At 75.2% G+C, this 15,426-nt stretch carries 9 protein-coding genes; 8 read left to right on the top strand and 1 reads right to left on the bottom strand.

What is annotated here, in order from left to right:
• Positions 1–95: 95 nt before the first annotated feature.
• From ABZ885_RS23675 to ABZ885_RS23655, 5 genes are all read left to right on the top strand, one after another.
• Positions 96–7,808 (top strand): amino acid adenylation domain-containing protein, encoded by a 7,713-nt coding sequence (locus tag ABZ885_RS23675; RefSeq protein WP_360192000.1) that lies wholly within the window; start codon positions 96–98, stop codon positions 7,806–7,808.
• Between the two features lie 83 nt (positions 7,809–7,891).
• Positions 7,892–8,098: an MbtH family protein gene (locus ABZ885_RS23670; RefSeq protein WP_360191997.1), complete on the top strand. Its 207-nt coding sequence runs from the start codon at positions 7,892–7,894 to the stop codon at positions 8,096–8,098.
• 127 nt (positions 8,099–8,225) lie between these two features.
• Positions 8,226–9,713, top strand: coding sequence for an MFS transporter (locus tag ABZ885_RS23665; RefSeq protein ID WP_360191994.1), 1,488 nt, complete (start codon positions 8,226–8,228; stop codon positions 9,711–9,713).
• 106 nt (positions 9,714–9,819) lie between these two features.
• Positions 9,820–10,875 (top strand): MupA/Atu3671 family FMN-dependent luciferase-like monooxygenase, encoded by a 1,056-nt coding sequence (locus ABZ885_RS23660; RefSeq protein WP_360191991.1) that lies wholly within the window; start codon positions 9,820–9,822, stop codon positions 10,873–10,875.
• On the top strand, positions 10,872–11,423 hold the full coding sequence (locus tag ABZ885_RS23655) for an NAD(P)H-dependent oxidoreductase (protein WP_360191988.1): 552 nt from the start codon (positions 10,872–10,874) through the stop codon (positions 11,421–11,423). Before ABZ885_RS23660 ends, ABZ885_RS23655 begins: the two co-directional genes overlap by 4 nt.
• Positions 11,424–11,614: 191 nt before the next feature.
• Here ABZ885_RS23655 and ABZ885_RS23650 read toward each other — a convergent pair whose 3' ends face one another.
• Positions 11,615–12,439 (bottom strand): class I SAM-dependent methyltransferase, encoded by an 825-nt coding sequence (locus ABZ885_RS23650; RefSeq protein ID WP_360191985.1) that lies wholly within the window; start codon positions 12,437–12,439, stop codon positions 11,615–11,617.
• 547 nt (positions 12,440–12,986) lie between these two features.
• Here ABZ885_RS23650 and ABZ885_RS23645 point away from each other — a divergent pair.
• The 3 genes from ABZ885_RS23645 to ABZ885_RS23635 form a co-directional block, all read left to right on the top strand.
• Positions 12,987–14,408, top strand: coding sequence for a diacylglycerol kinase family protein (locus tag ABZ885_RS23645; protein ID WP_360191982.1), 1,422 nt, complete (start codon positions 12,987–12,989; stop codon positions 14,406–14,408).
• 26 nt (positions 14,409–14,434) lie between these two features.
• Positions 14,435–15,043: a phosphatase PAP2 family protein gene (locus ABZ885_RS23640; protein ID WP_360191979.1), complete on the top strand. Its 609-nt coding sequence runs from the start codon at positions 14,435–14,437 to the stop codon at positions 15,041–15,043.
• 202 nt (positions 15,044–15,245) lie between these two features.
• Positions 15,246–15,426 (top strand): hypothetical protein (locus tag ABZ885_RS23635; protein WP_360191976.1); only part of this gene is annotated, 181 nt, incomplete at its 3' end.

The raw sequence follows: 15,426 nt of genomic DNA, 5'->3' as shown, positions 1-15,426 counted from the left end.
GCTGCTGGGCCTGGTCGAACAGGTCCGGCTGCTCAGCCGCACCGACGGCGAGGCCACCGCGGAGCTCCTCTCCGACATCGACCTGGAGACCGCCGATCGCCCGCTGGTCCGCCGACGGCCAGATCGAGTACCTCGGCCGGCTCGACCACCAGGTGAAGATCCGCGGCTTCCGCATCGAGCTCGGCGAGGTCGAGGCCGAGCTGGCCGGGGTCGACGGGGTCGCCCAGGCCGTCGCGGTGGTCCGCGAGGACCGTCCCGGCGACAAGCGCCTGGTCGGCTACGTCACCGGGACCACCGAGGCCGCCGAGGTCCGGCGCGTCCTCGCCGAGCGGATGCCCGCGCACATGGTGCCGTCCGCGGTCGTGGTGCTGGAGGCGTTCCCGCTCAACCCGAACGGCAAGCTCGACCGCAAGGCGCTGCCCGCGCCCGCCGCCGAGACCGGCGCCGACACCGGCCGGGCCGCCCGCGGCCTGCCCGAGGAACTGCTCTGCGACCTGTTCGCCGAGGTGCTCGGCACCGACCGGGTCGGCGTCCAGGACGACTTCTTCGCGCTCGGCGGCCACTCGCTGCTCGCGACCCGCCTGGTCAGCCGGATCCGCACCACCTTCGGCGCCGAGCTCGGCGTCCGCGCCCTGTTCGACGCGCCCACCCCCGAGGCGCTGGCGCTGCAGTTGGACGGCGCCGCCGGTGCCCGGGCCGCGCTCACCCCGCGCCCGCGGCCCGAGCGCCCGCCGCTGTCCTACGGGCAGCAGCGGCTCTGGTTCCTCAGCCGGATGGACGAGAACCCGGCGGCCAGCCACATCCCGCTCGCGCTGCGCCTGAGCGGCGCGCTGGACCGGGCCGCGCTCACCACGGCGCTGGCCGACCTCACCGCCCGGCACGAGGCGCTGCGCACGCTCTTCCCGGCCGAGGCCGGCGAGCCGTACCAGCTGGTGCTCGCCGACGCCGACCCCGCGCTGCCGGTCACCCCGGTCACCGCCGCCGGGCTCGCCGCCGCGCTGACCGCGGAGGCCGCCCGCCCGTTCGACCTCGCCGCCGAACTCCCGTTCCGGGCGCACCTGTTCGAGCTGGGCGAGCAGGAGCACGTGCTGCTGCTGGTGCTGCACCACATCGCCTCCGACGGCTGGTCGATCGCGCCGCTGCGCCGCGACCTGGCGGGCGCGTACGCCGCCCGGACCGGCGGCAGCGCCCCGGTCTGGGACGAACTGCCCGTCCAGTACGCGGACTTCGCGCTCTGGCAGCGGGACGCGCTCGGCTCCGAGGAGCACGCGGACAGCCCGTACGCCCGTCAGCTCGACTACTGGCGGCAGACCCTGGACGGGCTGCCGGACCAGCTCGAACTGCCCACCGACCGGCCCCGGCCGGCCCGGGCGAGCTACCGCGGCGAGAGCGTGCCGTTCGAGCTCGACGCCGACCTGCACCGCGACCTGCTGGCCCTCGCCCGCTCCGAGCAGGCCACCCTGTTCATGGTGCTGCAGGCCGCCCTGGCCACCCTGCTCACCCGGCTCGGCGGCGGCACCGACATCCCGATCGGCAGCCCCGTCGCCGGCCGCACCGACGAGGCGCTGGACGACCTGGTCGGCCTCTTCATCAACAACCTGGTGCTGCGCACCGACACCTCCGGCGACCCGGCCTTCACCGAGCTGATCCGCCGGGTCCGCGACACCGACCTGGCCGCCTACGGCAACCAGGACGTGCCGTTCGAGCGGCTGGTCGAGGCGCTGAACCCGACCCGCTCGCTGGCCCGCCACCCGCTGTTCCAGGTCTTCCTGGCCCTGCAGAACACGCCTGCGGCCGACCACGAGCTGGCCGGCCTGACCATCGAGCCGGTCGAGGTCGCCCTCGACGCGGCCAAGTTCGACCTCTCGTTCTACTGCGAGGAGCGGCCCGGCGGCGGCATCACCGGCGTCGCCGAGTACAGCCTCGACCTGTACGACCGGTCCAGCGTCGAGCTGCTGATCGCCCGCCTGCGCCGGCTGCTGCAGGCCGTCGTCGCCGACCCGGGCAGCCGCCTCGGCGGGCTCGACGTCCTCGCCGACGACGAGCGCGAGCAGGTGCTGACCGGCTGGAACGACACCGCCCGCGCCCTGCCCGCGCAGAGCCTGGTCGAGCAGTTCGAGGCCGTCGTCCGGGCCACCCCGGACGCCCTCGCGGTCGTCGCCGGCGCCGAGCGGCTCAGCTACCGCGAGCTCGACGAGCGCGCCAACCGCCTCGCCCACCTGCTGATCGCCGAGGGCGTGCGGCCCGAGCAGTTCGTCGCCCTCGCCCTGCCGCGCACCGCCGACCTGGTGACCGCCCTGCTCGCGGTCCTCAAGACCGGCGCCGGCTACCTGCCGCTGGACCCGGACTACCCGGCCGAGCGGATCGCGTACATGCTGGAGGACGCGGCCCCCGCCCTGGTCGTCACCACCGCCGACACGCCCACCGACGGTGCCGTGCCCCGGCTGCTGCTCGACCGGGAGGACCGGCTCGCCGGCCAGCCCGCGACCAGCCCGGGCATCACCGTCGACCCGGCCACCCCGGCGTACGTCATCTACACCTCCGGCTCCACCGGCCGGCCCAAGGGCGTCGTGGTGCCGCGCTCCTCGCTCGGCAACTTCCTCGCCGCCATGGCCGAGCAGGTCCCGATGACCGCCGGGGACCGGCTGCTCGGCGTCACCACCATCGCCTTCGACATCGCGGCGCTGGAGATGTACCTGCCGCTGCTCGCCGGAGCCGCCCTGGTGGTCGCCGCCAAGGAGACCGTCCAGGACCCGGCCGCACTCGCCGCCCTCATCGAGGCCGAGCACGTGCGCGTCGTGCAGGCCACCCCCTCGCTCTGGCAGGCGCTGATCGCCTCCCACCCGCAGGCACTCGCCGGGGTGCGGATCCTGGTCGGCGGCGAGGCCCTGCCGCCCGCGCTGGCCGCCCGCCTGCGCGAACTCTCGGACGGCGTCCGGAACATGTACGGCCCCACCGAGACCACCATCTGGTCCACCTCGGCCCTGCTGGACGAGCGCCCCGGCGCACCCGTCATCGGCCGGCCGATCGACAACACCCAGATCCGCATCCTCGACGGCAACCTCGCCCTCACCGCCCCCGGCGTGGCCGGCGAGCTCTACATCGCCGGTGACGGCCTGGCCCGCGGCTACCTGGGCCGCCCCGGCCTGACCGCCGAGCGCTTCACCGCCGACCCGTACGGCCCCGCCGGTTCGCGGATGTACCGCACCGGCGACCTGGCCCGCTGGGCCGCCGACGGCAACCTCGAGTACCTCGGCCGGGTCGACCACCAGGTCAAGCTGCGCGGCTTCCGGATCGAGCTCGGCGAGATCGAGTCCGTGCTCGCCTCCCACCCGAAGGTGGCGCAGGCCGCCGTCCTGGTCCGCGAGGACCGCCCGGGCGACAAGCGCCTCGTCGGGTACGTCGTGCCCGCCGCGGACGAGACGGCCCCCGACGCGGCCGAGCTGCGCCGGCATGCCGCCACCGAGCTGCCCGACTACATGGTGCCCGGCGCCGTGGTGCTGCTCGACCGGCTGCCGCTCACGCCCAACGGCAAGCTCGACCGCAAGGCCCTGCCCGCCCCCGCCCACGACGAGGAGCCGGGCGCCCAGGCCGGGCGCGCCGCGCGCACCGTCCAGGAGGAGCTGGTCGCCGGCCTGTTCGCCGAGGTGCTCGGACTGCCCTCGGTGCCGATGGAGGAGAGCTTCTTCGCCCTCGGCGGCCACTCCCTGCTCGCCATCCGGCTGATCAGCCGCATCCGCGCGCTGTTCAACGCCGAGCTGAAGATCCGCCACCTGTTCGAGGCCCCCACCGTGGCCGGCCTCACCGAGCGGCTGGCCGGCGCCGCCGGTGCCCGCCCGGAGCTGCGCCGCCACGAGCGGCCCGAGCGGCTGCCGCTCTCCTACCAGCAGGGCCGGCTCTGGTTCCTCAACCGCTTCGAGGGCGGCTCGCCGCTCTACAACATCCCCATCGCCCTGCACCTCGACGGCCCGCTCGACCGCACCGCGCTCACCGCGGCGCTGGCCGACCTGACCGGGCGCCACCAGGCGCTGCGCACCCTGTTCCCGGACTTCGACGGCGAGCCGTACCAGCTCGTCCTCACCCCCGAGCAGGCCCGCCCCGAGCTCCACGTGCAGGCCGCGACCCGGGAGACCCTGGCCGGTCAGCTGCACGAGGCCGCCGGCGGCGGCTTCGACCTGGCCACCGGGATCCCGCTGCGCGCTCACCTGTTCGAGCTCGGCGAGCAGCAGCACGTGCTGCTGCTGGTGCTGCACCACATCGCCGCCGACGGCCCGTCCACCACCCCGCTCACCCGCGACCTGTCCCGCGCCTACACCGCCCGGACCACCGGCGCCGCCCCGCAGTGGGAGGAACTGCCGGTCCAGTACGGCGACTACACGCTGTGGCAGCGCGAGGTGCTCGGCAGCGAGCAGGACGAGCAGAGCCAGCTCTCCCAGCAGCTCGGCTTCTGGCGCACCGCCCTGGCCGGCCTGCCCGACCAGCTGGACCTGCCCACCGACCGGCCCCGCCCGGCCGTCGCCGGCTACCGGGGCGGCACCGTGCCGCTGCACATCGACGCGGCACTCCACCGCCGGGTGCAGGAGGTGGCCCGGGAGAACGGGTCCACCGTGTTCATGCTGCTGCAGACCGCGCTGGCCACCCTGCTCACCCGGCTCGGGGCCGGCGAGGACATCCCGATCGGCAGCCCGATCGCGGCCCGCACCGACGACGCGCTGGACGAGCTGGTCGGCTTCTTCGTCAACACCCTGGTGCTGCGTACCGACACCTCCGGCAACCCGGCCTTCACCGAGCTGCTGGACCGGGTCCGCACCCACGACCTGGCCGCCTACGCCCACCCGGACCTGCCGTTCGAGCGACTGGTCGAGCTGGTCAACCCGTCCCGCTCGCTGTCCCGCCACCCGCTGTTCCAGGTGATGCTGGCCTTCCAGGAGAGCCTGAACGCCGAGATCGACCTGCCGGGCCTGACCGGCCGGGCCGAGATCGTCCCGCTCGGGCTGGCCAAGTTCGACCTGGCGCTCGACCTGGTCGAGCGGCGCGGTGCGGACGGCCTGCCCGCCGGCATCGAGGGCGTCGTCGAGTACAGCGCCGACCTGTTCGACCGCGGCACCGTCGAGCGCTTCGCCGGCTACCTGCTGCGGCTGCTGGAGAGCGCGGTGGCCGACCCCGGGTGCCGCATCGGCGACCTGGAGATCCTCGCCGAGGACGAGCGCGAGCTGCTGCTGCACGGCTGGAACGACACCGCCCACGACGTCCCGGCGGCGACCCTTCCGGAGCTGTTCGAGGCCCAGGCGGCCCGCACCCCGGACGGCGACGCGGTGGTCTTCGGCGACACCGTGGTCTCCTACCGGGAGCTGAACGAGCGGGCCAACCGGCTCGCGCACCGCCTGATCGGCCTCGGCGTCGGGCCGGAGCAGTTCGTCGCGCTCGCCCTGCCCCGGTCGGTCGAGATGGTCGTGGCGCTGCTGGGCGTGGCCAAGGCCGGCGCAGCCTACCTGCCGATCGACCCCGGCTACCCGGCCGACCGCATCGAGTACATGCTCGCCGACGGCGACCCCGTCCTGGTGCTCACCACCGGGGCCGTCGCCGGCAAGCTCCCCGCCGGCGACCGGCCGGTGATCGTGCTCGACGGCGACGACGCCGGGACGTACCCGGCGACCGACCCGGCCGACGCGGACCGCACCGCGCCGCTCACCCTCGACCGGCCCGGCTACGTCATCTACACCTCCGGCTCCACCGGCCGCCCCAAGGGCGTGGTGGTCTCCCACCGGGGCATCGCGTCGACCGCCGGCACGCACGTCGACCGGCTCGGCCTCGGCCCGGGCAGCCGCTTCCTGCTCGTCGTCTCGATCAGCTTCGACGTGTCGATGGCCGACATCGTGATGACGCTGTCCTCCGGCGCCGCCCTGGTGGTGCCCGGACCGGACCAGCAGGCCGTCGGCCAGGAGCTGTACGACCTGATCAGCCGGCACGGCGTCACCCACACCGACCTGGTCGCACCGATGCTCGCCTCGCTGCCCGACGGCGACCTGCCCACGCTGCGCGGCTTCGTGGTCGGCGGGGAGGCCCTGCCGGCGGACATGGTCGAGAAGTGGTCCCCGGGCCGCACCGTGATGCAGGTGTACGGTCCCACCGAGACCACGGTGGTGGCCACCATGAGCGACCCGCTCAGCCCGGCCCCGCAGGCCCCGCCGATCGGCCGCCCGATCTGGAACGCCCGCACCCACGTCCTGGACGCCGGCCTGCGGCCCGTCCCGGTCGGCGTGCCCGGCGAGCTCTACATCGCCGGCTCCGGCGTGGCCCGCGGCTACTGGCAGCGGCCCGCGATGACCGCCGAGCGCTTCGTCGCCGACCCGTACGGGCCGGCCGGCAGCCGGATGTACCGCACCGGTGACCTGGTGCGCCGCCGCCCGGACGGCAACCTGGAGTTCCTCGGCCGGGTCGACCACCAGGTCAAGGTGCGCGGCTTCCGGATCGAGCTCGGCGAGATCGAGACCGCGCTGGTGCGGCACCCCGGCGTGGCCGCGGGCGCCGTGGTGGTCAGCGAGGGCGCCGGCGGCGTCAAGCGGCTGGTCGGCTACGCCGTCCCGGCCGCCGAGGACGGGCTCGACCCGGCCGAGGTGCGGGCCTTCCTGGCCGACGCGCTGCCCGACTACATGGTGCCGACCGTCGTCATGGTGCTGGACGCGCTGCCGCTGACGCCCAGTGGCAAGACCGACCGCAAGGCGCTGCCGGAGCCGGACTTCGGCACCTCCGTGACCGGCCGCGCCCCGCGCACCGCGCTGGAGAAGGAGCTGTGCGCCGCCTTCGCGGACGTGCTCGGCCTGCCCGAGGTCGGCATCGACGACGGCTTCTTCGACCTCGGCGGCCACTCGCTGCTCGCCGCCCGCCTGACGGCCCGGCTGCGCGAGACCACCGGCGCCGAACTGGGCATCCGTGCCCTGTTCGAGGCGCCGACGGTGGCCCGGCTCGCCGAGCGGCTGGCCGCGGTCGAGGCGGGGGACGCGCCCTGGGCGGACGACTTCGCCACGCTGCTGCCGCTGCGTGCCGAGGGCACCCTGCCGCCGCTGTTCGCCGTCCACCCGGCGGCCGGCATCGCCTGGGTGTACTCCGGCCTGCTGCGCGAGCTGGAGCCGCAGCGACCGCTGTACGGCCTCCAGGCCCGCACGCTGACCGACCCGGAGGCCTCGCCCGCGACGCTCGCCGAGATGGCCGAGGACTACCTCGCGCTGATCCGCGAGGTGCAGCCCGAGGGCCCGTACCACCTGCTGGGGTGGTCCTTCGGCGGCACGGTCGCGCACGAGATCGCGGTCCGGCTGCGCGAGCGGGGAGAGCAGGTTAGGCTGCTCGCGCTGATGGACAGTTACCCTGCTCCGGGCGGGGGCGGGCGTCTGACGGATGATCACCAGGCGCTGGCGGATCTCCTTGACTCGCTCGGCCACCCGGTGCAGACTGGCGAAGTTGAGGCGCTCACGCCAGAGCTTGCGCTGGACCTGCTCAGGGGGCAGCAGAGCCCGCTCGCCGGGGTGACCCCGGAACGGCTGACGGACCTGGCCCGAGGGTTCGTCCGGAACGCGGACCTGATGGGGGAGTTCACGCCCCGTCGGTTCGACGGTGACCTGCTGTTCTTCACCGCCACGGCGGACAAGACGTCCGACGACCCGACCGCCCGCGCATGGGCGGCACACGTCACCGGGACGGTCCACGACCACCCGGTGGACTGCGAGCACGGCGCGATGACCCGTCCGCAGCCGATCTCCCGGATCGGTGCGGTGCTCGCCGCCGAGCTCCGCCGGACCGCAAACGACTGAACCCCGCAACCCGCCGGGCCGGTCGACCGCGGCCGGCCCGGCTCCGCCCCGCTCCACCGAAGCTCCACCGAAAGGAACGCCCGATGAGCACCAACCCGTTCGAGAACGCCGACGGCAGCTACCTGGTCCTGGTCAACGACGAGGGGCAGCACTCCCTCTGGCCGACCACCGTCGCCGTCCCGGCCGGCTGGGAGACCGCCTTCGGCCCCGACACCCGGCAGGCCGCCCTCGACCACATCGAGGCCAACTGGACCGACCTGCGCCCGCGCAGCCTGGCCGCCCAGGCCTGACCGGCGCAGCAGCGGCGGGGCGCGCCACCGGACGGGCGCGCCCCCGCAGGCCGAACGGCCGGGCCACCACCACAGGGCCCGGTCACCGCGAGGAGAGAACCATGAGCGAGCGAAGCGAGGCGGTCCGATGAGCACCACCGACACCAGTACGGGCCCGGGCCGCCCCGGCCTGCCGGACCGCGAGCGGAACCCGTGGCTGGCGATGTTCGCCATCTGCTTCACCCAGGCGGTCGTCCTGCTGGACACCACCGCGGTCAACGTGGCCGTGCCCGCGCTCGGCGAGGGCCTCGGCGCCGGCGTCGACCAGGTGCTCTGGATCATCAACGCCTATCTGCTCTCCTACGCCGTGCTGCTGGTCACCGGCGGCCGGCTCGGCGACCTCTACGGCATGCGGAAGATGTTCCTGATCGGCCTGGCGGTGTTCGTCGTCGCGTCGGCGGCCTGCGGCTTCGCCCAGACGCCCGGCCAGGTGATCGCCGCCCGCGTCCTCCAGGGTGTCGGCGCCGCGCTGCAGACCCCGCAGGCGATGGCGATCATCACCAAGATCTTCCCGGCCGAACGGCGCGGCACCGCGATGGGCGTCTGGGGCTCCTTCGCCGGCATCATCGCCGCGGCCGGCCCCACGCTCGGCGGCTTCCTGGTCTCCTGGCTCGGCTGGCGGGGCATCTTCTACATCAACATCCCGGTCGGGGTGATCGGCGCGGTCCTGGTGCTCGCCTTCATCCCGGCACTGGAGCCGACCAGCAAGCCCCGGATCGACGTCCTCGGCTCGGTGCTGCTCACCGTCGCCATGTTCTGCGTGGTGTACGGCCTGATGGAGGGTGAGTCCCACAACTGGGGCACCCTGTGGGGCCCGCTCAACGTGCCGCTGCTGATGCTGATCGGCGTGGCCGTGATCGGCCTGTTCCTCTGGGTCGAGCGGGGCCGGCAGGACCGCGACCCGCTGGTGCCGTTCGCCATCCTGCGCGACCGGAACTTCACCGTGATGTCCGTGGTCGTCGGAGCACTCCCGTGCGGTCTCGGCGGGATGCTGCTGCTCGCCCCGATGTACCTCCAGGAGGTGCAGCACTTCAGCGCCTTCCAGGCCGGCCTGCTGATCGCGGCCGCGCCGCTCGTCTCCGTCTTCGTGGCACCGTACTCCGGCCGGCTCTGCGACCGCTTCGGCGGCAAGTACGTGATGATCGCGGGCCTGTCGCTGTTCGCCGCCGGGATCGGGCTGCTGGCCGTCCTGATCAACGCCGACTCCAGCTGGACGGTGCTGCTGCCCGGCCTGGTCTTCGTCGGCCTCGGCATGGGCGTGGCCTTCGCCCCGGCCGGCGTGGTCGCCTTCGAGAAGATCGAGCCGGCCATGTCCGGGGCCGCGTCCGGCCTGTTCAACACCACCCGTCTCTGCGGCAGCCTGCTCGGCAGCGCCATGGTCGGCGCGCTCCTGCAGGCCCGGCTCGTCCACGACGACACCACCGGGGCCATCCGCGCCACCTTCCTGCTGCCGGTCGCCGTCCTGGTGGCCGGGGCGCTGGCCACGCTGCTGGTGCGGAGCTCGCGCCGCCCGGCCGTGGAGGTCGAGGGACTCGACGACGCGGCACCGGCGCGGGCCGCCAGCGGCAAGGCCTGACCGTCCGCCACACCGTCCCACCCACTTTCTCACCGGAGCCCCGGCTCCGTCGGGCCGCCGGCTCTCGCCCGGCCCGGATCCACCTTCGCCACAGGGGGGCAAGGCAGTGCACTTCAGTCTCTTCTACTTCGCGGACGGCCAGGGCCGCGGCCGGGAGCAGTACCGGCTGCTGCTCGAAGGCGCGCGGTTCGCCGACACCCACGGCTTCAACGCCGTCTGGACGCCCGAGCGGCACTTCCACGAGTTCGGCGGCCAGTACCCCAACCCGGCCGTCACCGGCGCGGCGCTCGCCGCCGTCACCGAGCGCGTCGGCATCCGGGCCGGCAGCGTGGTCGGCCCGCTGCACCACCCGGTGCGCGTCGCCGAGGAGTGGTCGGTCGTCGACAACCTGTCCGAGGGCCGGGTGGGCCTCTCCTTCGCCTCCGGCTGGCACGCCAACGACTTCGTGCTGCGCCCGGAGAACTACGCCGGGCGCAAGGAGGTGCTGACCGAGACCATCGAGACCGTCCGGAAGCTCTGGCGCCAGGAGGAGGTCACCCTCCCGAACGGCGACGGCAACCCGGTCGCGGTCCGCAGCTACCCGGCGCCCGTCCAGTCCGAGCTCCCGGTCTGGCTCACCAGCGCGGGCAGCCCCGACACCTTCCGGCAGGCCGGCGAGCAGGGCCTCGGCCTGCTCACCCACCTGCTCGGCCAGGAGCTGGAGGACCTGGCCAAGAAGATCGCCGCCTACCGGGCCGCCCTGCCCGCGGGGGCCGGGGGTGCGGCCGGCCAGGTCGCCCTGATGCTGCACACCTTCCTCGGCACCGACCGGGACGCCGTCCGGGAGATCGTCCGCCGGCCGTTCAGCGCCTACATCCGCAGCTCGATCGGCCTGATCATGAAGGCCGCCGGGGACATCCTGCCGGGTGTCGACCCGGAGGAGCTCGACGACGACGACCTCGACTTCCTGGTGGAGCGCTCCTTCGACCGCTACTTCGACACCGGCGGCCTGTTCGGCACCGTCGAGGACGGCCTGGCCACCCTGGAGCGGCTCGACGCGCTCGGCATCGACGAGGTGGCCTGCCTGATCGACTTCGGCGTGGACCCCGACCAGGTGCTGGCCGGCCTGGAGCACCTGAACACCCTCAAGGACGCCTGGGCCGCACGCGGGGCGGGCTCGTGAACCTCCTGCTGGTCACCGGCACCATCGCCGGCACGTCCAGCTGCCACGCGCTCACCGGCCTGATCGCCGAACGGGCCGAGCTCACCGGGCACCTGACGACCGGCGAGCTCGACCGCTCGCTGCTCGCGCTGCCCGCCCTCGACCCGGACCGCTACCGCACCGGCGAACTGCTGCGGGACCCTTCGGTCGACCGGCTGCACAAGGAGGTGGCCGCCGCCGACGCCGTGGTGCTGGCCACCCCGGTCCAGCACGGCAGCCTCTCGGGGGTGCTGAAGAACGTCCTGGACCACCTGCCGGACACCGCGTTCGCGGACCGCCCGGTCCTGGTCGCGGCCACCGCGACCAGCCTGCACAACGCGTCCGGCGCCTGCGACCACCTGCGCGCGGTGGTCCGCGCCCTCGGCGGCTGGGCCGTGCCCACCCACCTGGTGGCGCAGCGCAGCGACTTCGCCGACCCGGCCGCGCGGGCCGGGCTGACCGCCCGGATCGACCAGGCGGTGGCCGAACTCGCCCGCTTCGCCTCGACGCTTGGGCCGGCGGTGCGCTGACCCGGCGGCAGCCGTACAGCAGGACCGGCCGGGGTCGGGGCTCATGCCCCGGCTCCGGCCGGTCCTGCTTCTTCTCCTGCCTGGGCCGGCGCGGCCCGTCGTGGTGCGGGACGGGGAAGCCCGTGCCGGGCGGCCGGGACCGGTCGCGGTCCCGGCGGGGCCGGGGATGTGTGGCGTCGGGAGTCGCATCGTCAGCGGCGGGTGTAGACGGAGACGTGGGAGGTGCTGTCCCCGGTGAACGGGGCCTTGTCCCACGAGCCGTGACGGGCCATCAGGCGCAGTCCGGCCGCCTCGGCCATGAGGTCGAGTTCGCCGGGCGAGGCGTAGCGGGAGCGGACGCGGACGTGGTGGGTGCGGCCGCCCTCGTGGACGAGGTAGTGGGAGCGGCAGGACTGCGTGGCGTGGTCGATCCGGCGGTGGCAGAGGACGAGGTGGTCGTCGGACTCGGAGACGACCTCCGGCACGCCGGACGCGGCGGCGACCGCGAGCGCCTCCGGGACGTGCGCGTCCAGCGCGAGGAGGCCGCCGGGCGTGAGCCGCGCCGCGACCCCGGCGAGGCAGCGCTGCTGGGCGTCCCGGTCCGGGAGTTCGCAGAAGCTGCCGCCGGCCGCGTACACCAGGGTGAACCGCCCGGCGACCGGGACGTCGGCGAAGTCTCCCAGCACGACGGGGAGTTCGGTGCCGCCGGGCTTGGCGCGCAGCTGCCGGAGCATCGCCTCCGAGGCCTCGATGCCGTGGACGTCGAGGCCGGTGCGGGCCAGCGGAAGGGCGATCCGGCCGGTCCCGACGCCGAGTTCGAGCACCGGGCCGGGACCGGCGAGGCAGGCCAGCGTGGCGACCGTCGCCGGGGTGGCGGCGGACTCGGCGAACCAGCGGTCGTAGTCCGCGGCGTGCCGCCGGGCGTAGCCGGGGCCGGCCGGCGTGGTGGTGGCCGGTGTGGCGGCGGCCGGGACCGGCCGGCGGCGGCCGGGTTCGCTCCGGCGGCTGCGGGGAGCGAGGTCGTGCAGGACGGACATCGTCGGGCCTCCTCGGCGCGGGTGTCGGCGGCGCGGGCATCGGCGGGCGGGAGCGCCGGCCATCGGCGCCGGCCCGGGCGGCTCCACCTCGGCGGTCCGCCCGGTGTCCTCCGTCCGGCCCCGGTGCCGGTCACGGCGCCTCCCTCCGGACGGCCGGCGCCGCCGTTGTCGGGGACAGCCGGCGAAGCCACCGTATGGACGAGGCGGAAGGCCTCACAAGCAGTAATCGCGCCATCGCATGACGTGTCCACGCCATCCACGGCGTGCCGCCGGGGCGGTCCGGTCCCGCGGCGCACGCGGCGAGCGCCCGTCCGGCCACCGGAGTGCCGCCTGACGGCGTATGCACCCGTCGGTGGGTGCCCGGCGGTGGGCGCCGCCCGTCGCCCGGTCGGAGCAGACCGGCCTGCGGGTGACGCGGGGCCGGAGGAGGGTTGGGGTGCCGGATGCCGTGTGCCGGTGGGCATGGCAACGGCGGGAACGGGCACGCCCCGGTCGGTGGCGGAACCGCGACCGGAGCCGGCGGAGGGTGGGAGAAGTGGAGCCTGGGGTGACCGAGCGGAGTGGGCCGGGGCGGCTGGCGCGGGCGCGGACACTGGCGCGTCTGGCGGTACTGGCCGCGGCCGGGGCGGTGGCGGTGCTGCTGCTCCTGATCGGCAAGGCCGGGCTGCTGGTCCCGCTGGTCGGGCTGCTCGGGCTGGCCGTCACGGCCGCCGCGGTCTGGTGGGCACTGACCCACCACGGGCTGCTGAGGCTGGGCGGCGCCCTGGTGGCGGTCGCGGTCCCGGTCACGGTCGTGGTCCTGTACGCCACCACCGGGGTCTGGATCCCGGTGCTGGGGGCGGTGGCGCTGTGGGCGCTCGCGCTCCAGCTCGCCCGCTCGGGGCTGCACCTGGTCCGGCCGCCGCGCCCGATGCGCGGGCACCGGACGCCCCGTCCGGAGCGGCCCGTCCTGATCATGAACCCGCGCTCCGGCGGCGGGAAGGTCGCCCGCTTCGGCCTCGCCGAGCAGGCCCGCCGGCTCGGCGCCCGCGTCGTCGTGCTCGACCCGGCGGTCAAGACGGACGTGGCCGAGCTCGCCCGCCAGGCCGTCGCCGACGGTGCGGACCTGCTCGGCGTCGCCGGCGGCGACGGCACCCAGGCGCTGGTGGCCGCCGTCGCCGCGGAGCACGACCTGCCGTTCCTGGTGATCTCCGCCGGGACGAGGAACCACTTCGCCATGGACCTCGGGCTCGACCGCACCGACCCGTCCACCTGCCTGGACGCGCTGACGAACGGTGAGGAACTGCGCGTCGACCTCGGTGCGGTGGCCGGCCTGCCCTTCGTCAACACGGTCTCCTTCGGCGCGTACGCGGAGATCGTGCAGAGCCCCGAGTACCGGGACGCCAAGGTCGGCACCGCGCTGGAGGCCCTGCCGGACCTGCTGCTCGGCGCCGGGGCCCGCCTGAACGCCCAGGCCGACGACGTCCGGCTGGAGGGACAGCAGGCCCTGCTGATCAGCAACAACGCGTACACCGGCGGGGACCCGCTGGCCGCCGGGCGGCGGCAGCGCCTGGACACCGGCCTGCTCGGCGTCTTCGGGATCCGGGTGGAGGGGGCCGTGCAGGCCGCCGAGATCGCCCTGCGCGGCGCCCGGGCCTCGGGCCTGCGGACGCTGACGGCCCGCGAGGTCGTCGTCGGCCCGGGCACGGGCGGGACGGGTACCGACGCGACCGCCGCCGACGCGGCAGGGACCGGCACCGGCACCGGCACCTCCGAAGCCGCCGAGGGCCTCGCGGTGGCCGTGGACGGCGAAGCGCTGCGTCTGACGCCGCCCGTCCGCTGCGAGATCCGCCCGCGGGCGCTTCGCGTGCGGGTGCCGGTGCACCGCCCGGGGGCGCCCGTGACCAGCCTGCCGCTGGACTGGAACCGGCTCATCGTCCTCGCCCTCGGCCGCCCGCTGTCCCCGGACCACGACACACCATCCACGTGAGGAACCCCGTGCCTGTGAGGAACCCCGTGCCCGAGACGGAGCCCGTCCCGCTCATCCCGCTGCTGCGCGACCTGGACGCGATCGACCAGGTCGTCTACGCCGCCGTCGCCAAGGCGGACACCCCGGCCCTGGACGTCGGGCTGCGTCGGCTCTCCCGGGCGGCCGACCACTCCAAGATCTCGCTGACCCTCGCCGCGCTGCTGGCGTTGCGGCCCGGCCGCACCCGCCGGGCGGCGCTCGGCGGCGTCGCCGCGCTCGGCCTGGCCTCCGCGACGGCCAACCTGCTGGGCAAGCGGATCGTCCGCCGCCCGCGGCCGAACCGGGTGGCCGCCGAGGTGGTGACGGGCCGGCACGTGCCGATGCCGGCCTCGACCTCCTTCCCCTCCGGGCACACCGCCTCCGCCGTCGCCTTCGCGGTGGCGGTCGGCGCCGGCCTGCCGGAGGCCGCCTTCCCGCTCGGCGTGCTCGCCGGTGCCGTGGGCTACTCCCGGGTGCACACCGGCGTGCACTACCCCGGCGACGTGGTGGCCGGCTCCGTCCTCGGCGCCACCTGCGCGGCGGCCGTCACCTGGGCCGCCACCCGGGCCGCCACCCGGTCCTGCCGGTCGCTCGGCCGTCCGGCCTGCCGGGGGTGAACGCGCCCGCTGCGGAACGGCGCGGGGCGCCCCCGGCCCTCCGGGCCCCGGCCGTCCGGGTCCGGGCCGGAGTTCCGTCGGCGCCGCCGTCTTCTCAACCGGAGCCCTCCGTGAAACGGGGGCGTTACCCGCAGGCAGCGGCGCGGTAAGCCGGCCGGGGTACGGTTCGGGGAGACCGGCACCAGGCCGACCGAGGGGGAGCGTGCACCGACCGGAGATCACACCGCCGGACTGGCTGCTCCATCCGTTGCGACGGCAGACCGGACCGTTCCCGTGGGGCGGCGTGCTGCGCGGCGCCCTCGGCATGGGCCCGCTGCTCGCGGCCGCCGCCCGGGACAACCACCGCCCGGGCTGGACTACCTTCCTGCGTCACCCCATCGCTC

Source organism: Kitasatospora sp. NPDC047058 (genome assembly GCF_040643935.1).
Classification (GTDB): domain Bacteria; phylum Actinomycetota; class Actinomycetes; order Streptomycetales; family Streptomycetaceae; genus Kitasatospora.
This window is presented reverse-complemented; position numbering and strand designations above follow the sequence as displayed.

What these genes read in the sequence shown, in the direction of transcription:
- ABZ885_RS23670 (WP_360191997.1), top strand. Translation starts at nt 7,892, where the DNA reads ATGAGCACCAACCCGTTCGAGAACGCCGACGGCAGCTACCTGGTCCTG.
- ABZ885_RS23665 (WP_360191994.1), top strand. Translation starts at nt 8,226, where the DNA reads ATGAGCACCACCGACACCAGTACGGGCCCGGGCCGCCCCGGCCTGCCG.
- ABZ885_RS23650 (WP_360191985.1), bottom strand. Translation starts at nt 12,439, where the DNA reads ATGTCCGTCCTGCACGACCTCGCTCCCCGCAGCCGCCGGAGCGAACCC.